Consider the following 17316-nt stretch of genomic DNA (forward strand, 5'->3'; position numbering starts at 1 on the left):
GGCCTCCTTTCAGGCGATCATGGATTGCGCAATGCGTGGCCGCGGGCGTTCCTCGAGGCTCTCCGCGACCTCGCGCGCTGCGGCGAGCGTCGTCATCCTTCTCTGCGCCTGCGCCGGGTTTTCGGCCGGGTGATCGGAGCGGCAATGCGCCCCGCGGCTCTCGCGCCGCGTCCAGGCCGCTGCCGCAACGAGCAGGGCCGAGATCGCCATGTTGCCGAGGGCACCGTGTCCGGCTTTGCGCTCGAGCCTGGCGAAATAGCGCACCGCTTGCGCAAGCCCGTCACCGTCGCGAATCACGCCGACATGTGCGCTCATCGCCGCGCGCAGCCGCTTCACCTCTGCAGCATCCACCGTGCCGGCGCGCGGCGTCACCAAACCGTCGGGAAGCTGGGCGGGCGGGGGCACGGTGCGGCCGGCGATGTCGTCGGCAATGCGGGCGGCATAGACGACGGCTTCGAGCAGGGAATTCGAGGCGAGCCGATTGGCGCCATGCGCGCCGGTGGAGGAGACTTCGCCGGCGGCCCAGAGGCCGTCGATCGAGCTGCGGCCGTGCGCGTCCACCGCGATGCCGCCCATGTGGTAATGCGCGGCCGGCGCGATCGGAATCGGCTGCGCCGCGGGATCGATGCCGGCGGCGATGCAGCTCGCATGCACGGTCGGAAACCTCGTCGCGAAGCGCGCGCCCAGCGCCTGGCGCGCATCGAGGAAGGCGCCGCGCCCGGCCGCGATTTCGGCGAACACGCCGCGGGCCACGATGTCGCGGGGCGCGAGCTCCGCGAGCGGGTGGCGGGCGCTCATGAAGCGCTCGCCGTTGCCATTGATCAGCGTTGCCCCTTCGCCGCGCAGCGCTTCGGTGGCGAGCGGCGCCGGGTCGCGGCCGACCATGATGGCGGTCGGGTGGAACTGGACGAATTCAGGATCGGCAATCACGGCGCCGGCGCGGGCGGCGATCGCAAGACCCGAGCCGCTGGCTTCCGGCGGGTTCGTGGTGACGGCGTAGAGATGGCCGAGCCCGCCGGTCGCAAGCACGATTGCGCGCGAGGCGAGCACGAGCGGCCGTGCCGCGGGATTGCCGGCCTCGCGCAATTGCAGCCCGGTGACCGCGCCGTCCTCGGTCAGCAAGGCTTCGGCGACGCAGCCTTCGATCAAGCGGATCGAGGGCGTGCGGCGCACGGCCTCGCTCAAGGCGGCGATGATCGCGGCGCCAGCGCCATCACCGCGCACATGCACGATGCGGCGCGCGGAATGCGCAGCTTCCCGCCCGACGGCAAGCCTGCCGTCGAGATCGCGATCGAACGGAACGCCATGGGCGAGAAGATCGTGGATGCGCGGCGCCGCCTCGCGCGCGATCCCGAGCGCGACGGCTGCATCGACGAGGCCGCCGCCGACCGCGACGGTGTCGGCGGCGTGGGCCTCCGGCGTGTCGCCTTCAGCCACGGCCGCAGCGATGCCGCCTTGCGCCCATGCGGTGGATGCGCCGTGCCCGAGCGGTGCTGCCGAGATCAAGGTCACCGGCCGCGGCGCGAGCTTCAGCGCGCAGAACAGTCCGGCAAGCCCGCCGCCGACGATGACGACGTCGTCGGTTGAGCGGGTGAGATCGTGGATGGTGTGTTGCATGTTGCTCGCCCTCAATTCTTCAGATTGATCATGCGCTCGACCGAGCGCCGCGCGCGTTCCGCGAGCGCGGGATCGATCGTCACCTCCTCGCGAAGCGTCAGCAGGCTCTCCAGGATGTTCGCGAGCGTGATGCGCTTCATGTGCGGGCAGAGATTGCAGGGGCGCAGCATCTCCACGTCGGGCAGCTCGGCCCGCACATTGTCGGCCATCGAGCATTCGGTGATCATGACCAGCCGCCGCGGCCGCTTTGCGCGCACCCAGTTGATCATGTGCGCGGTCGAGCCGGTGAAGTCGGCTTCCGCCAGCACGTCCGGCGGGCACTCCGGATGCGCGATGATCTGCACCGACGGATCGGCCTCGCGAAAGCTCCGCAGCTCCGCGCCCGTGAAGCGCTCATGCACCTCGCAAGCGCCTTTCCAGGCGATGATCTTCACGTCGGTCTTCGACGCCACGTAAGTGGCAAGGTATCGGTCGGGCAGGAAGATCACGGTCGGGGCGTTCAGGCTCTCGACCACCTGCACCGCATTCGACGAGGTGCAGCAGATGTCGACCTCGGCCTTCACCTCCGCCGAAGTGTTGACATAGGCGACGATCGGCACGCCGGGAAATTTCTCCCGCAGCAGCCGCACGTCCGCACCTTTGATGCTGGCGGCGAGCGAGCAGCCCGCGCGCGAATCCGGGATCAGGACGGTCTTGTCCGGATTGAGCAGCTTCGAGGTCTCCGCCATGAAGTGCACGCCGCATTGGACGATGATGTCGGCCTTCACCTTGGTGGCTTCGACCGCGAGCTGGAGCGAGTCGCCGCCGATATCGGCGACGCAATGGAAGATCTCGGGGGCCTGGTAGTTGTGGGCGAGGATGACCGCGCCCCGTGCGCGCTTCAGCTCGTTGATCGCGTGAATCGTCGGCGCCATCAGCGGCCATTCGATAGACGGGATGACGTGCTTGACACGGTCATAGAGCGGCGCGGTCGCGCGTTCGACCGCCGCCGTCCATTCCAGTGACGGCGTCGGCCATGTCGGTCCGGGGGGCACCGGCGCGGCGCGGGAGGCGGCGATGGCCTGGCCTTGCGGCCGGTTGGCGAAGTCGTCGGGACCGTAAATTCCAGTGATCGGCATTGAAGCCTCCCAGGTGTGGCCAATCGAGTGGCTATTATGCTCAATTTGAGAATATATGGAGCCCGAGAAATCCGGCCGAGAAGGCCGGGCGAACGTCGCTGCTACCAAATATGCTCAATCTGAGTAAATCAAACATAGCACGCACCCGCGCGTGCCGCCAGAGCCTGTCGCACACATTCCCGTCACTGCGCACCTGCCAGACGAGGCCAGATTGAAACGCAATGCTCCCGCGTCAGCTCTTCGTGGAATGCAACCGTTTTTGGCTTGGGATTTTCATGCAGATGCATTAAACGGGCTGTCCCGCGGCTGCTGATTTGCGGATCCGCCAACGACAGACGAGGAAAACCATGTCGACACAGATCGGCGAACTCGCACCGGCCTTGCGTTCCTCCAACTGGCGTACCCCGGCCGTCATCATCCTCTGCGGTTGTGCCATCGGCATGCTCGGCTTCGGCCCGCGCTCGGCGCTCGGCTTCTTCGTGCAGCCGATGAGTCACGAATTCAGCTGGGGCCGTGACGTGTTCGGCCTCGCCATCGCCGTGCAGAATCTGTTGTGGGGACTGGGCCAGCCGTTCGCCGGTGCGGTTGCGGATCGCTTCGGCCTGTTCCGGGTGATGTGCGTCGGCGCGCTGCTCTATGCCGGTGGCCTACTATTGATGCGCTATTCCTCGACGCCGCTGTCGCTGAATCTCGGTGCGGGCGTGATGGTCGGCTTTGGTCTCGCGGGCTGCTCGTTCAACCTGGTGCTGTCGGCCTTCAGCAAGCTCCTCCCGGCAGAGAAGCGCGGGCTTGCGCTCGGCGCCGGCACCGCGGCGGGCTCGTTCGGTCAGTTCCTGTTCGCGCCCATTGGCGTCGCCTTGATCGACAATTTCGGCTGGCAGCAGGCGCTCTCCGTGTTCGGTTTCCTGATGCTGCTGATCATCCCGCTGTCGCTGGCGCTCTCGACGCCGCCGGTGACAACCGCGAGCAGCGCAACGCCCGCGGATGACCAGACCATCACCAAGGCGCTTGCCGAAGCCTTCGGTCATCGCTCCTACGTGCTCCTGGTGCTCGGCTTCTTCACCTGCGGCTTCCAGCTCGCCTTCATCACCGTGCATCTGCCGGCCTTCCTCGTCGATCGCGGCATCTCCGCGCAGACCGGCGGCTGGGTGATCGCGGCAATCGGCCTGTTCAACATCATCGGCTCGCTCAGCGTCGGTTATCTCCAGAACTCACTGCCCAAGCGCTACATCCTCTCGACCATCTATTTCACGCGTGCACTGGCGACGCTCGCCTTCATCATGTTCCCGATCACGCCGTTCTCGGCGATCGCGTTTGGCGCGATCTCCGGCCTGACCTGGCTGTCGACGGTGCCGCCGACCTCGGCGCTGGTGGCGCTGATGTTTGGAACGCGCTGGCTCGCCACGCTCTATGGCTTCGCTTTCGTCAGCCATCAGGTCGGTGGCTTCCTCGGCGTCTGGCTGGGCGGCATCGTGTTCGAAAAGTTCGGTTCCTACACGCCTATCTGGTGGCTCTCGATCCTGTTCGGCGTGCTCTCGGCGCTGATCAATCTTCCGATCGTGGAGAAACCTGTGGCACGGGCGGTTGCGCAGCCGGCCTGATCGGCTAAACATCCCCGACAAACAAAGTCAGGGAGTTCAGTCGTGGCCACATTCAAGGCTGTCAGGATCGACAAGGCGGACAAGGGCACAACCACGCAGCTCACGCAGTTCGACGAAGCCGAACTGATGGAGGGCGACGTCACCGTCCGGGTGGAATGGTCGACGCTGAACTACAAGGACGGTCTTGCGCTCACCGGCAAGGCGCCGGTGGTGCGCCGCTTCCCGATGATCGCCGGCATCGATTTCGCCGGCACGGTCGAAGCCTCCTCGCATCCGCAGTGGAAGGCGGGCGACAAGGTCGTCTGCACCGGCTGGGGCATGGGCGAGACCCATCTCGGCGCCTATGCCGAGAAGGCGCGGGTGAAGGGCGACTGGCTGGTCGCGCTTCCGCAGGGCCTGTCGGCGCGCGACGCCATGGCGATCGGCACCGCCGGCTTCACGGCGATGCTCTCGGTGCTGGCGCTGGAGAAGCACGGCATCTCGCCGAAGAGCGGCCCGGTCGTGGTGACGGGCGCTGCCGGCGGCGTCGGCTCGGTTGCGATCGCCGTCCTGTCCAAGCTCGGCTACCACGTCATCGCTTCGACCGGCCGCGTCTCCGAGGCCGACTACCTGAAGCAGCTGGGAGCTGCCGAGATCATCGACCGCAACGAATTGTCGGCGCCGGCAAAGCCCCTCGCCAAGGAGCGCTGGGCCGGCGGCGTCGACAGCGTCGGCTCGACCACCCTCGCCAACCTGCTCTCGATGACGAAATATGGTGGCGCGATCGCGGCCTGCGGCCTGGCCGCCGGCATGGACCTGCCGTCCTCGGTGGCGCCGTTTATTTTGCGCGGAGTGTGCCTTCTCGGCATCGATTCCGTGATGTGCCCGCTCGAGCCCCGGAAAGCCGCCTGGCAGCGTCTGGCGTCCGACCTGGATCGAACAAAACTATCTGAAATTACTGAGGAAATTTCGCTCGACCAGATTCCGGGGTGGGGCGCGAAAATCCTGGCCGGCCAGGTTCGCGGCCGCGTCGTGGTAAAAATTGTCTAACGGCGTTCAGACTTTACCAACCAAGCTGCTTCAATGTCGCCATGGTTGGTATGGTAAGCAGCGGGTAAAGAGATAAAGGCATCGCCCGCTGCGGGGGTTGGTTCGGAGTTGAGCATGCTTGCGCGTATTGTGTTGGGGGCTGTCACGGCGGCAGCGACGTTTGCGCCGGCCATCGCTGGAAGCATGAACGCCGACGAGGCGCGCCGCTTCGTGGCCGGCAAGGTGTTCGCCTTCACCTGTTTCGACGGCACCCGCGGTGCAGGCCGCATCCTCGACGATCTCGGCGCCGCCGGCGCCGTGCAGTTCTCGGGCTCAGGCCCGGTGAAACACCTTCGCCTGCCCGGCAACACCCTCCAGATCCGCGGCCAGAACGTGTGCGCCTCGATCAAGGGCATCCCGTTCGAGCCCTGCTTCAACCTGGAAAAGACCGACGATCGCAGCTTCCGCGGCTCGGTGTCGGGCATGGGCTTCGCCTATTGCGACTTCCATCACCAGGGCGGCAATCAGATGCTGATGGCGCGCGCCGCAGCGCGGCCGCGCTCGCTGCACAGGCCGGAGCATACCGGTTCGGTTGCCGCCTCGACCACCGAGGTCGCCGCGCGCGTCGAGACGCCGCGTGTCGAAGGCAGCCGGCTCGAGCCGGTGAAGTCCGAGCCGGCGAAGAACGAGGGCCCGCTGGAACTGCGCCGCTCGACGCAGTGAGCTCGCCTGCGCGGGACAACCCGCGCCATTGATCGTCGAAGACATCATCGAACACCAAGCCGGCGCGCCGTAGTCATACGGACCGCGGCCTTCACGCCTTGGTAGCTGTTCGCGCCCCAGTTTGCGCGCGGCCGGGGGGCGGTCCCACGCAAGGGTTCAACGATGTCGCTCTATTTCTTCCGCATCAGCACCGGTCGCTATTCCGGCGCCGCCGACCTGCCGTACGAGTTCGAGGATCGCGCAGCCGCCTGGACCGAGATGACAGAGGTGTGCGCCAATCTGCTCAGCGGCATCGCGCGCAGCCTGAAGCCGAACGCCGAGTGGTGCATGGAGCTGCTCGACGAGAACAAGCAGCCGGTCTTTCGCATCAGCCTCGTCGGCGAGACCATCGGATGCAAGGCCTCGTAGATCCGACTTGAAGCTGCAATTTACAACTATGACGAGATCATATCCCTTCGCGCTCAATCATTTAGCGTGCAAAGTCAGTATTTCTGCGAGGGATCGCGTTAACCAAATCGGAATGTGAAAAGCTCACTTTTTGGGCAGCAGCGCAGTCAATGGCAGGGGGAAGCCGACAACGCCTCGGCTGCGCGTTCCTTCGGGGGAAACATGCCCATGCTGAGCCTTGTTCAGAATCTGAGGATCGGGACCAAGCTGGCGATTGCGTCGGCGCTCGGTGTGCTCCTGGTGGGCGCCATGATCGTGAGCCAGATGCGTGGCAATGCGAGCATTCGCGAGACCAGCCACAGCGCACTTGAACAGCAGGAGATCGTGCGCGACGCCGTCCGGGCCGAGGTTGCCGTTCGCGGCATGCAACTCGCGGTGCGAGATCTTCGTCTCGCCAATAGCGCGGCCGACCTTCAGAAGGCCACCCAGAGATTGGAGGATCAGCAGAAAGCGATGGGCTCGCTGGTCAATGAGATGCTGAAGCTTTCTCACTCGGCCGAAAATCGGACGCGCATGGAGAAGCTGAGATCGCTCGCCGCGGACTACACCAAGGCTGCACAGCAGATCGCCGCGGTGCGCGCCGAAGCCCTCGCCGCGAGCGGCGCTGATGGCGCTTCGCGCGCCGCGAAGCTCAATGAAGAAGCCATTCGCATCGCGCGAGAGGTTACCCTGCCCATCGCAGCTCAACTCGACGCGCTGATCGACCAGATCGCCGACTATGCGAAGCACAAATCCGAAGAGAACAACGCCGCGGCCACCGCAGAGATGAGATCGAGCGAGCAGGTCGGGATGGTGGTCGGCGCGCTCGCCATGCTCGTCCTCGTCTGCTCCTGGTTGATGTCGTTCCTGACCATCGCGCGGCCGATCCGCGCGCTCACCATCGCCATGGACAAGCTTGCCGGTGGCGATTTCTCCGTGGTTCTGCCCGGTCTCGGCCGCAAGGATGAGGTCGGCGGCGTCGCGGCGGCCGTCGAAAAGTTCAAGATCGTGTCTGAGCAGAAGGCGCGCGAGGAAGCTGAAGCCAAGATCAGGCAGGACCAGCTTGCGGCCGCGCAGCGCAAGGCCGAGATGCACAAGCTGGCCGACAGCTTCGAAGCCGCGATCGGTGAAATCGTCGACACCGTGTCCTCGGCCGCGACCGAGCTGGAAGCTTCCGCCTCGACGCTGACCGCGACCGCGGCGCGCGGGCAGGAGGTCACCACCATGGTTGCTGCCGCTTCCGAGGAAGCATCCACCAACGTGCAGTCGGTGGCGTCGGCGACCGAGGAGCTGTCATCGTCGATCACCGAGATCAGCCGGCAGGTGCAAGAATCTGCCCGCGTCGCCGGCGATGCGGTGAACCAGGCCCGCACCACGACCGATCGTGTCGGCGAGCTTTCCGCGGCGGCGGCGCGGATCGGCGACGTGGTCGAGCTGATCAACACCATCGCCGGCCAGACCAATCTTCTGGCGCTCAATGCAACCATCGAAGCGGCGCGGGCCGGCGAGGCGGGCCGCGGCTTTGCCGTCGTCGCCTCCGAGGTCAAGGCGCTTGCCGAGCAGACCGCGAAGGCGACCGGCGAGATCGGCCAGCAGATCGCCAGCATCCAGACCGCCACTGAGCATTCGGTCGGCGCGATCAAGGACATCAGCCACACGATCGAGAGGCTGTCGGAGATCTCCTCGACCATCGCAGCCGCGGTGGAAGAGCAGGGCGCGGCAACGCAGGAGATTTCCCGCAACGTGCAGCAGGCGGCCACGGGCACCCACCAGGTGTCCTCCAACATCACCGACGTGCAGCGCGGCGCGAGCGAGACCGGGTCGGCATCCACGCAGGTGTTGGCAGCGGCGCAATCGCTGTCCAGCGACAGCAGCCGGCTCAAGCTCGAGGTCAGCAAATTCCTCGGCACCGTGCGCGCGGCCTGAAGGCGGCGTCGGCCTTCAGGCAGGCTTGATCTGCAACCGCCACGCGTGGAGGGGCGGTGGTTGCAGAGCGAGGTCGCGCGCTTTTTGGAATCGGTGCGGGCGGCGTGACGGCAGCCGGCGCGAATGCTGCGCTGCACCGAGTTGCGCCCGCATCCCAACGCGAGAAGCCGATGCAGCTGCAAGAAAGAGTTGCAGAGACAACACGATCGCTGCGCGCGAGCCGTATTCTTACGTAGGCTCCTGTTAACGCCTGTTTGCGAGTATGGGCGCAATCCTTCGGGAAAAAGAACCAGCCAGCATTGTTGAACTGACCTCCGCCCGGTCGTCCGTCGTGACGCTGCGGCGCAGGTGATGTGCGCGTTGCCGGGTAATCATCGGGATTGTTGTGATGTCGAAGTTGTCGATCGTCTTCAAGCTGCTGACCGTACTGTCGGTCCTGGTGCTCTCGCTTGCCGGCGTCGGCGTGATGGCGATCGGCACGATGCAGAACATCAACGCCCACACCGTCGAGATTGCGGAGAGCTGGCTGCCGAGCGTGCGTGCGCTCGGCTCGATGCGTGCCGACATCAACGAGCTTCGCGTCGCACTGCGTCTGCACCTGATGCAGGACACTGCCGAAGGCAAGGAGGCCGCGGAGAAGCGGCTGGCAGGCTTGCGTGAGCGCATCGAGAAGACGCGCAAGGTTTACGAGCCGCTGATCACGGTCGCCGAGGAGCGCTCGCTGTACGAGCAATGGACCAAGGCCTGGGCGGAGTATCTGAATGGCGTGCAGGACGTGATGGCGCTGTCGCGCAAGAGCGTCGGCCGCTTCCCGACCGATGCCAACGAGCTGCTGCAGACCAAGGTCGCGAAGATGGCGCAGGCCGCCGATCCCCTGCTGCAGAAGGGCATCGAGCTCAACAACAGGGGCGCCGAGCTGGAGACCAAGCAGGCGGCCGACAGCTACGCCACCGTGTTCCGCGTGCTGGTCGGCATCATCGTCGCTGCCGTCGTGATCGCGATCGGCGCCGCCTACTATCTCGTGCGCGACGTCTCGCGCGGCATCGCCTCGATCATTCGCCCGATGCAGTCGCTCGGCGAGGGCGACCTTTCCGCCGAAGTGCCGCATCGCGGCGAGAAGACCGAGATCGGCTCGATGGCGGATGCGCTCCAGATCTTCAAGGAGGCGTTGATCGCCAAGAAGGCCGCCGACGAGGCGGCGGCGCGCGACGCCGAGGCCAAGATCGAGCGCGGCCGCCGCGTCGACGCCATCACCCGCAATTTCGAGGTCATGATCGGCGAGGTCGTCGAGACCGTGTCGTCGGCCTCGACCGAGCTCGAGGCCTCCGCGGCGACGCTGAGCGGCACCGCGCAGCGCGGCCAGGAGCTCGCAACCGTCGTTGCGGCAGCGTCCGAGGAAGCTTCCACCAACGTCCAGGCGGTGGCCTCAGCCTCCGAGGAGCTGTCGTCCTCCATCACCGAGATCAGCCGCCGCGTGCAGGATTCGGCGCGGATGGCGGCGGAGGCGGTCGAGCAGGCGGCGCGGACCAACGAGCGCGTCAACGCGCTGTCGCAGGCCGCCGCCCGCATCGGCGACGTCGTCGAGCTCATCAACACCATCGCGGGCCAAACCAACCTGCTCGCGCTGAACGCGACCATCGAGGCGGCGCGCGCAGGCGAAGCCGGCCGCGGCTTTGCCGTCGTCGCCTCCGAGGTCAAGGCATTGGCCGAGCAGACGGCGAAAGCGACCGGCGAAATCGGGGCACAGGTTTCGGGCATCCAGGCGGCGACGCAAGAATCCGTCAGCGCCATCCAGGAGATCGGCGGCACCATCGAGCGGCTGTCTGAGGTGTCCGCCGCGATCGCCGCCGCCGTCGAGGAGCAGGGCGCGGCCACGCAGGAGATCTCGCGCAACGTTCAGCAGGCCTCGCTCGGCACGCAGGAAGTGTCGTCCAACATCACCAACGTGCAGCGCGGTGCGATCGAGACCGGCTCGGCCTCGAGCGAAGTGCTGTCGGCGGCGAAGTCGCTGGCGACCGACAGCACCCGTCTGAAGGTCGAGGTCGCGCAGTTCCTCGAATCGGTCCGCGCGGCCTGACGCTTCAGCTGCCGGTCTGCGGCGCAGCCGGCGGCGGTGCGATCTGCCGCCGGAACAGGATGCGCTGGTAGAGCCAGCCGATCGCGACCAGCACGACGCCGAGGCACATGAACGAGAGCGCGCGATAGACGCCGGTCAGCGTCGACATGTCGATCACGAAGGCCTTCAGGATCGTCAGGGCGATCACGGCGGCGGACGCCAGGCGCGCACGCTCGGAGTTGACCAGGATGCCGACCCCGAGCAGCACCACGCCGAAGGCGAGCCAGCCGATCGAATAGGTGTATTGCTCGGCACTCGTGGTGCCGCCGTAGAGCAGGACCGGGCCGTGATAGAAGCGGCGGATCTCGAGCGTCACGTAGGTGAGCGCGAACACCAGGGCGCCACCCGCAATCGTGTTTGCATATGCGACACGGCGGTGTCCCGCCACCGCGTAGGAGAGCAGCAGCATCAGCACGGCCGGCAGCGCATAGCCGAGCAGCAGCAGATTGAACACGAGGCCGCCGACATTGACGCTGGAGAACAGCAGCGGGTTCTCCAGGATCAGGAGGCCGAACACGCTGATGAGGCCGGCGATTGCCGTCAGCACGACCGCGCCGACATCGTGCACGATGCTGTGGCTGCGCAGCCGCAGGCGCTCCAGCCCGATTGCCATGGCGAGCGTGATGCAGACCTGCAGTGCGAATTCGAGCAGCGAGGGCGGCGAGATCATGTCGCCACCGGTCGCAAAATGCCGGATCTCCGTGAAGGCGAGCAGCGCGGTGAACAGGATCGCGGCGGTCTCGACCACGCGCAGCGGCGCGTCGTCGGCGCGACGGCGCAGGAAGATGCTCGCGCCCCAGAACGAGGCGGCCGGCAGGCCATAGCCCCACAACAGCCAGTTGAAGATCGGCGTCGTGCCGACGGCATCGCCGACGATACGCGGATCATAGGCGATGCGCGCGGTGACGATCGCGGCGAAGATGGCAGCCAACCGGCGCAGCACCGGAATCGGCCGCTGCAACGAGATCCAGGCGGTGCCGAGCGACATCAGCGCGAGCGCGATGGTGAGCCAGCCCTTCTCCAGGGCGAAGGTCAGCGCCAGCGCCAGCGCGCCGAGCGTGCCGGTCGCGAACAGCGCGACCGAGGTGGCAACGCCCGGGCGTTCTTCGCGGCGCATCAGCGCCTCGGTCGCCGCGCCAAAGGCCGCGGCGAGCAGCACGGCGAGGATCGCGAACGGGATCGAGCGGTCGAGATGGGCGATGCGCGCATAGAGCGCGACCAGGATGGCGATCGGCGTCGCGACGCCCGCCGCCGACCACACCACGGGAATGATCGCCGAATTCGAGCGGCCCTGCGCGAAAAAGCCCGCGACGCCGAAGCCGGCGGCGAAGATCGCGGCCGTCACCAGATGCAGGGTCACCGCGCTGTCGGTCGCAACCGGGCCGACGCCGGGCATCGGGCCGCCCGGCAGCACCAGCATGTCAGGATTGGCGCGCACCGCCCATTCGGCGAACACGATGAACACGGCCGCCGCGGCTGCGCCCAGCGCGCCGGTCGCCGCCGGTGCACACCAGGCGACGAACAGCGTGCCGCCGACCAGGAGCGTGAATGCGATCAGCGCGAGATCCGCATGCGCGCTCGACAGCACGACCAGCATCGCGCCGAACAGGTAGGCGCCAAGCGCGCCCGACGAGACCGGCTCGATCTCGCCGTCCTCGAAGGTGGGTCCGAACATGAAGCCGCAGACGACGAGCAGTGCGGCGAGCACGAAGCCGACGATGGCGTGGAAGGCGTGCGGCGCGACCTGCACCTGTTCGGTATCGAGACCCGGGAAGATCCAGAGCACCGCGAAGGCAATGGTCGTGACCGCAAGCCAGCGCCACAGCCTGATGCGGGCGAGACCGAAACTCGCGGCCGTCACGACCGCAAGATAGATGTAGAGCGCCCAATAATCCGGCTTGCCCGAGGAGACGAGGATCGGCGTCACGAAGGCGCCGACGACGCCGAGCCCCGCGAGCGCGGGGCCGTGCAGGAGCGCTGCGGCCAGCGTGCCCATCGCAACGATGCCGAGCAGCACGAAGGCCGTCGCAGGCACGAGGAAGCCGTAGAGCGCGTAAGCCGCGTAGATGGTCGCGAAAGCCACCGCCGTTCCGGCCGCGGTGAGGATCGCGGGGATGTTGGCGATCGGCAGCGCCGCGATGCTCGAGATGCTCTCCTTGCGCCGCGTCCATTCGCCGGCGCCCAGCAGTGCAGCGGCGAACAGGCCGCCGAGGAACACGCGCACGCCCGGGCCGAGCAGGCCGGCCTCGATCGAATAACGCACCATGAAGAAGCCGCCGAGCGCGAGCGCAAGCCCGCCGATCCACACCACCCAGCGGGTGCCGAGTCGTTCTTCGAACCCGGGTGCTGCCTCCGGGACCGGAGGGGGCGCATCGGCGCCCGTGCTCGGCTCGAGCGGTGGCGGCGAAATCTCTTCTGTGACGAGCGGCGGCGGCGTCGTTTCAGCTTCCGGCGCCAGCGGCGGCGGCTCGGCGGCTGCAGTCGTCGCGGTTGCTTCGGCCTGCGCCTGCGCCGGCATCAGCGGCGGCGGCTGCACCGGCCGCTGCGCATAAAGCATCTCTTCGAGCGAGTTGAGCCGGCGGCGCAACTCGGTCGCCTGGCTGGATGCCTTGATCGCAATGAGGAAGGCGATGATCGCAATGATCAGCGCAAAGGCGTCAAACGGGCCGTCGAACATGAAGCCTCCAGGCAACCGGCGGGCAGGGGCCGGTACCAAAATATCAGGATCTAGCGCCGGGAGCGCACGCGCAAGCCCGGCGCGGGCCGCTCCTGGAGCACCTCGCGGCGGAAGCGGTAGAGCGCCGCCGGCCGTCCGCCCGTCTGTGTCGACATCACCCCGGTCGGTTCGACCAGGGCTTCCATTTCGACCAGGCGGCGGAAGTTCTGCTTGTGCAGGTGCCGGCCGGAGATCGCCTCCACCGTATGCTGCAGTTCAGTAAGTGTGAACTCAGCCGGCAAAAGTTCAAACACGACAGGACGATACTTCAGCTTTGCGCGCAGCCGCGCGATTGCCGTGGCGAGAATCCGGCGGTGGTCGAACCGCATCGAGGTCCCGAGCGGGGGAAGCGTCTTGCGCGCTAATGCCGCAGGACGGCCGTCGCGGCGCGCCTCCTCGATCAGCCCGGCCTCGTAGAGCAGCTCGTAGCGGTCGAGCACGCGCTCCTCGTCCCAGGGCGCGCCGTCGAGACCGAAATAGAATCGCACCCGATCCTTCCGCGGCAGCGCGCGCGTCGTCTCCGGCGTCTCCTCCTCGGCCCATTTGGTCAGGGCGGGGATGATGTCGCGGGCGATGATCGCCGGCGGCTGCTCGCGCCAGTCTTCCCAGGGGAAGAAACGATACCAGGGCGCGAAGCTCGCCGCGTTTGCCGCGAGCTCGCCATCGACGGGGCGCGTCAGCGCGAGATAGCCGATCGACACCATATGGGCGCCGGTGTCGCCGGCCTCGGCATGACGGCCGCGGTCGCCAAACGTGTAGAGCTGCTCGACATAGCCGAGCCGCAGCCCCGCCTGTCGCTCGACCCAGGCGCGCAGGCCGATCTCGAACGTGCGATGGCTCACCGCGTCGAACGGGCCGAACGGCAGGCCGGCCAGGCCGTCAGCACCGCGCGCGGTGAGGATCAGCGGCTCATGGTCCTCGATCGCGACGATCGCGGCGGTCAGGCCGATCTCGATCGGTGTCAGCAGCGTCTCGCTCATGCGGCTGAGATCGCAGGTGTTGCGAGAAGAATGTCTTCGTTGGTTGAGCCGGTCGCTCCGCGGGCAAGCTGCAACCTCTCCCGCTCGCGGGAGAGGCGTAGGCCGCCCTCGGCGGCCGTAACTAGAGACGCCGAGGCAAAGCCTCGGCTATGGCATAGCGCCGGGTGAGGGCTTTGTCCTCTAGGGGATTGTCCCGTTGCGGAGACACCCTCTCCCGCAAGCGGGAGAGGGGGCGCGGTCCCGTCGTGGTTGCTATTCGACTCCCGCCTCATTCGAGCTCGATCACGAAGGGGCGGCCTTCGACCATCATCGCGCCGGGGCCCATCTCGTCGAGTGCGCGCAGCATGCGGCCCTCGCGTCCCAGCGCGCGGTCGGCGAGACCGACGATGCGCCGGTTCGGCGAGGCGATCGGTGAAGCCGCGCGGATCTTCTTTGCGATCTCGATCTCGTCGCGATGCGGATTGAGTGCACAGACCGCGGCGAAGGCGCTGGCGGTGGAGCGGCTGATGCCGGCATAGCAATGCACCACCAGCGGGGCGCTGCGGTCCCAGCCGCGCACGAAGTTCAGCACCTGCTCGATATGCGTCTCCGACGGCGCGACGAAGCCGTCCATCTCCTCGGTGATGTCGTCCATCGACACCTTGAGATGGTTGGCCGGCAGCACCGACACCGGCCGCGCCACCTGTTCGACATTGGCCATCACGGTCAGCACATGGCTGGCGCCGGTAATGCGGACGGTTTCGGGAAGCGCGGCGAGGGAACAGACGTGGATCATGGCGGGCCTTTTTGCGCCCGATTATAGCGAGCGCTCGTAGCGTGGGCAAAGGCGCATCGCGCCGTGCCCACCATTTCGCAACTGCGCGCATCGCGCTTAGTTTGGTGGGCACGGCGCAAGCGCGCCTTTGCCCACCCTACAGGACCTACGCAAACACGGCGCCAAACCGCTCCAGAAACTGCTTCTCGGCCCGCGCCGCGGTCCAGGGCGTCAGATAGTCGCGCCGGACGCTGTCGGAGAGACCCGGATCCTTCCCGAACAGGCGCCGCGCTTCACTCGCGCTGAAGCCCGCGAGCTCGGTTGCCTCGAGATAAGCCGCACCGCGATCGGCGGCCTTGATGGCCTGCGTGATGTCGTCAGGCAAGACCGGCGGCAAGCCGAAGCGGATGTGGATGGCACCGAGCAGCCGCTTTTCGACCGCCTTGTAATGACCGTCGAGCACGGCCTTGAACGGCGAGATCATGTCGCCGATCACGTATTCCGGCGCATCATGGAGCAGGGCCGCGAGCCGCACGCGCTGGTCGACGCGGGGCATCTCGAGCCGCAGCACGGTCTCTACCAGCAGCGTATGCTGTGCGACCGAAAAGATGTGCGCGCCGAGGGTCTGCCCGTTCCAGCGCGCCACCCGCGCCAGCCCGTGCGCGATGTCGCCGATCTCGATGTCGAGCGGGGAGGGATCGAGCAAATCGAGCCGCCGGCCCGACAGCATGCGCTGCCAGGCGCGGACCTCATCGTTGCGCGTCGCCTTCTTCGCCGTCATTTGGCCTTGAGGCGCGGCTTGCGCTGCGTCTTGCCGCAGGTCGCATGACAGTGGCAATCGACCAGGTGGTCGTTGACCATGCCGGTTGCCTGCATGAAGGCGTAGACGATCGTCGGGCCGACGAATTTGAAGCCGCGCGAAGACAGCTCCTTGGAGATCTGCACCGACAGCGGCGTCGAGGCCGGCACGCTTCCCGTGGTCTTGAAGTGGTTGACCTTGGGCCGTCCGTCCATGAAGTCCCACAGCAGCTTCGAGAAGCCCGGGCCCTTCTCCATGATATCGAGATACGACTTCGCGCTCAGGATCGCGCCTTCGATCTTGGCCTTGTTGCGCACGATGCCGGCATCGCTCATCAGCGCGTGAACCTTCTTGGCATTGTAGCGCGCGATCTTCTCCGGCTGGAAATCGTCGAAGGCTTTGCGGAAATTGTCGCGCTTGCGCAGGATCGTGATCCAGGACAGGCCGGCCTGGAAGCCGTCCAGCATCAGCTTCTCGTACAGCGCGCGGTCGTCAAATTCCGGCACGCCCCATTCAGTGTCGTGATAGGCGACGTAAAGCGGATCTTCCCCCGGCCACGGACACCGCTTCACGCCGTCGGGATGCAGACGTGCAGCGCGGCTCATGCGATGGGCTGCTTGGCTGGAATGCGGACGACGTCGGGTTCAGCGAGCGTCAAAGCCAGCCCCCCAGCGGTGAGCGGCTGGCCCGCATCGAGCGCGTCGGCGACGCGATCGATGCGCACCAGCGCGATGCCCTTGCCGCCGGCGCTCGAGCCCATCGTGCCGACCGGCTTGTCGCCGGCGAGAATGGTCGTGCCCGGCTCGGGCGAGGCGTCCTCGAGCAGCACTTTCACGCTGCGCGTGCGCGCGGTGCCGCGATGCTGCATGCGCGAGACGACCTCCTGGCCGACATAGCAGCCCTTGTCGAAATCGACACCGGCGAGGCGATCCATGTTGGTCTCGTGCGGGAACGCATCGCCGTACATGAAATCGAGCCCGCCGCGCGGCACGCCGAGCGCGATGCGGTGCGCCTCGTAGCCGGCCGCATCGACCAGCTCGGCGCCGATGAGGTCCGACAGTTTCTGCTTGAGGTCTTCCGGGATCAGGATGCGGGTGCCGAGCCCATCGGCCCGCGGATCGGCGAAGGCAAGGTCGGGCTGGGCCGCCGGCTCGCCGTCCCATGCCGCGAGCACGCCGAGGTCGAGGTTGTCCACCGTGACCTTGGCGCGCAGCTTGTAGAATTTCAGCTTGGTTGCGAGGGTGTCCGCCAGCGCCTTCGGGCAGTCGATCAGGAACCCGCCGCCGTGACCCGCGGGCGCTTCCGTGATCAGGAAATCCACGATGATCTTGCCCTGCGGCGTCAGCAGCGCGCCGAATCGCCCCAGGCCAGGTTTCAGCCGGTCCAGGTCGGTGGTGACGAGGCCATTGAGGAAGTTGCGCGCATCCTCACCCGCGACCTTGATCACGCCCCGATCGGGAAGAAACGCTGATTTCATGCGAAAATCTCTTGCGACATGTTGCTCCGGAACGTAAGCCCGCAACGCATAAACG

At 66.7% G+C, this 17316-nt stretch carries 14 protein-coding genes; 6 read left to right on the plus strand and 8 right to left on the minus strand.

Translation table 11 applies throughout. The features are described 5' to 3' along the window. Nucleotides 1–9: 9 nt before the first annotated feature. Both N2602_RS10710 and nadA read right to left on the minus strand, forming a co-directional pair. On the minus strand, nt 10–1617 hold the full coding sequence (locus N2602_RS10710; RefSeq protein WP_260382613.1) for an L-aspartate oxidase: 1608 nt from the start codon (nt 1615–1617) through the stop codon (nt 10–12). An 11-nt stretch (nt 1618–1628) separates the two neighbouring features. Continuing rightward, nucleotides 1629–2735 (minus strand): quinolinate synthase NadA, encoded by a 1107-nt coding sequence (gene nadA / locus N2602_RS10715; protein ID WP_260382614.1) that lies wholly within the window; start codon nt 2733–2735, stop codon nt 1629–1631. Nucleotides 2736–3082: 347 nt separating this feature from the next. On the opposite strand from nadA, the gene N2602_RS10720 reads away from it, so the two are divergent. The 6 genes from N2602_RS10720 (at nt 3083) to N2602_RS10745 (ending at nt 10496) form a co-directional block, all read left to right on the plus strand. Continuing rightward, nucleotides 3083–4336 (plus strand): MFS transporter, encoded by a 1254-nt coding sequence (locus tag N2602_RS10720; RefSeq protein WP_260382615.1) that lies wholly within the window; start codon nt 3083–3085, stop codon nt 4334–4336. A gap of 42 nt (nt 4337–4378) precedes the next feature. Continuing rightward, the gene (locus N2602_RS10725) at nt 4379–5365 is read left to right on the plus strand and encodes an MDR family oxidoreductase (RefSeq protein ID WP_260382616.1); all 987 of its coding nucleotides are present in this window, start codon (nt 4379–4381) and stop codon (nt 5363–5365) included. 114 nt (nt 5366–5479) lie between these two features. Beyond that, nucleotides 5480–6067 carry a hypothetical protein gene (locus N2602_RS10730; RefSeq protein ID WP_172787261.1) on the plus strand — a complete coding sequence of 196 codons (588 nt, stop codon included), beginning with the start codon at nt 5480–5482 and terminating at the stop codon, nt 6065–6067. Nucleotides 6068–6229: 162 nt separating this feature from the next. Next, on the plus strand, nt 6230–6475 hold the full coding sequence (locus N2602_RS10735; protein WP_172787262.1) for a DUF6894 family protein: 246 nt from the start codon (nt 6230–6232) through the stop codon (nt 6473–6475). Nucleotides 6476–6682: 207 nt separating this feature from the next. After that, nucleotides 6683–8419: a methyl-accepting chemotaxis protein gene (locus N2602_RS10740; RefSeq protein ID WP_260382617.1), complete on the plus strand. Its 1737-nt coding sequence runs from the start codon at nt 6683–6685 to the stop codon at nt 8417–8419. 388 nt (nt 8420–8807) lie between these two features. Then, nucleotides 8808–10496: a methyl-accepting chemotaxis protein gene (locus N2602_RS10745; RefSeq protein ID WP_260382618.1), complete on the plus strand. Its 1689-nt coding sequence runs from the start codon at nt 8808–8810 to the stop codon at nt 10494–10496. 4 nt (nt 10497–10500) lie between these two features. Here the strand turns inward: N2602_RS10745 and N2602_RS10750 are convergent, their stop codons facing one another. The 6 genes from N2602_RS10750 to N2602_RS10775 form a co-directional block, all read right to left on the minus strand. Next, on the minus strand, nt 10501–13212 hold the full coding sequence (locus tag N2602_RS10750; protein ID WP_260382619.1) for a DUF2339 domain-containing protein: 2712 nt from the start codon (nt 13210–13212) through the stop codon (nt 10501–10503). Between the two features lie 50 nt (nt 13213–13262). Continuing rightward, nucleotides 13263–14231, minus strand: a complete 969-nt coding sequence (locus N2602_RS10755; RefSeq protein WP_260382620.1) for an NrtR DNA-binding winged helix domain-containing protein — start codon at nt 14229–14231, stop codon at nt 13263–13265. A gap of 268 nt (nt 14232–14499) precedes the next feature. Next, nucleotides 14500–15006: a tyrosine phosphatase family protein gene (locus N2602_RS10760; RefSeq protein WP_172787267.1), complete on the minus strand. Its 507-nt coding sequence runs from the start codon at nt 15004–15006 to the stop codon at nt 14500–14502. Nucleotides 15007–15151: 145 nt separating this feature from the next. Further along, nucleotides 15152–15766 carry a YfbR-like 5'-deoxynucleotidase gene (locus tag N2602_RS10765; RefSeq protein ID WP_212254628.1) on the minus strand — a complete coding sequence of 205 codons (615 nt, stop codon included), beginning with the start codon at nt 15764–15766 and terminating at the stop codon, nt 15152–15154. Beyond that, a complete protein-coding gene (locus N2602_RS10770) occupies nt 15763–16389 on the minus strand; it encodes a DNA-3-methyladenine glycosylase I (RefSeq protein WP_260382621.1) in 627 nt (208 codons plus the stop codon). The genes N2602_RS10765 and N2602_RS10770 overlap by 4 nt, the downstream gene beginning before the upstream one ends. Beyond that, nucleotides 16386–17261, minus strand: coding sequence for a folate-binding protein YgfZ (locus tag N2602_RS10775; RefSeq protein WP_260382622.1), 876 nt, complete (start codon nt 17259–17261; stop codon nt 16386–16388). The genes N2602_RS10770 and N2602_RS10775 overlap by 4 nt, the downstream gene beginning before the upstream one ends. Nucleotides 17262–17316: the final 55 nt, after the last annotated feature.

Origin of the sequence: Bradyrhizobium sp. NC92, from assembly GCF_025200865.1 — a bacterium.
In the GTDB taxonomy this organism is placed as follows: Bacteria; Pseudomonadota; Alphaproteobacteria; order Rhizobiales; family Xanthobacteraceae; genus Bradyrhizobium.

Bases quoted from the DNA above. Each gene is read 5' to 3' on its own strand.
- N2602_RS10710 (WP_260382613.1), bottom strand. From the start codon at position 1,617: ATGCAACACACCATCCACGATCTCACCCGCTCAACCGACGACGTCGTC.
- nadA (WP_260382614.1), bottom strand. From the start codon at position 2,735: ATGCCGATCACTGGAATTTACGGTCCCGACGACTTCGCCAACCGGCCG.
- N2602_RS10720 (WP_260382615.1), top strand. From the start codon at position 3,083: ATGTCGACACAGATCGGCGAACTCGCACCGGCCTTGCGTTCCTCCAAC.
- N2602_RS10730 (WP_172787261.1), top strand. From the start codon at position 5,480: ATGCTTGCGCGTATTGTGTTGGGGGCTGTCACGGCGGCAGCGACGTTT.
- N2602_RS10735 (WP_172787262.1), top strand. From the start codon at position 6,230: ATGTCGCTCTATTTCTTCCGCATCAGCACCGGTCGCTATTCCGGCGCC.
- N2602_RS10740 (WP_260382617.1), top strand. From the start codon at position 6,683: ATGCTGAGCCTTGTTCAGAATCTGAGGATCGGGACCAAGCTGGCGATT.
- N2602_RS10745 (WP_260382618.1), top strand. From the start codon at position 8,808: ATGTCGAAGTTGTCGATCGTCTTCAAGCTGCTGACCGTACTGTCGGTC.
- N2602_RS10750 (WP_260382619.1), bottom strand. From the start codon at position 13,212: ATGTTCGACGGCCCGTTTGACGCCTTTGCGCTGATCATTGCGATCATC.
- N2602_RS10755 (WP_260382620.1), bottom strand. From the start codon at position 14,231: ATGAGCGAGACGCTGCTGACACCGATCGAGATCGGCCTGACCGCCGCG.
- N2602_RS10760 (WP_172787267.1), bottom strand. From the start codon at position 15,006: ATGATCCACGTCTGTTCCCTCGCCGCGCTTCCCGAAACCGTCCGCATT.
- N2602_RS10765 (WP_212254628.1), bottom strand. From the start codon at position 15,766: ATGACGGCGAAGAAGGCGACGCGCAACGATGAGGTCCGCGCCTGGCAG.
- N2602_RS10770 (WP_260382621.1), bottom strand. From the start codon at position 16,389: ATGAGCCGCGCTGCACGTCTGCATCCCGACGGCGTGAAGCGGTGTCCG.
- N2602_RS10775 (WP_260382622.1), bottom strand. From the start codon at position 17,261: ATGAAATCAGCGTTTCTTCCCGATCGGGGCGTGATCAAGGTCGCGGGT.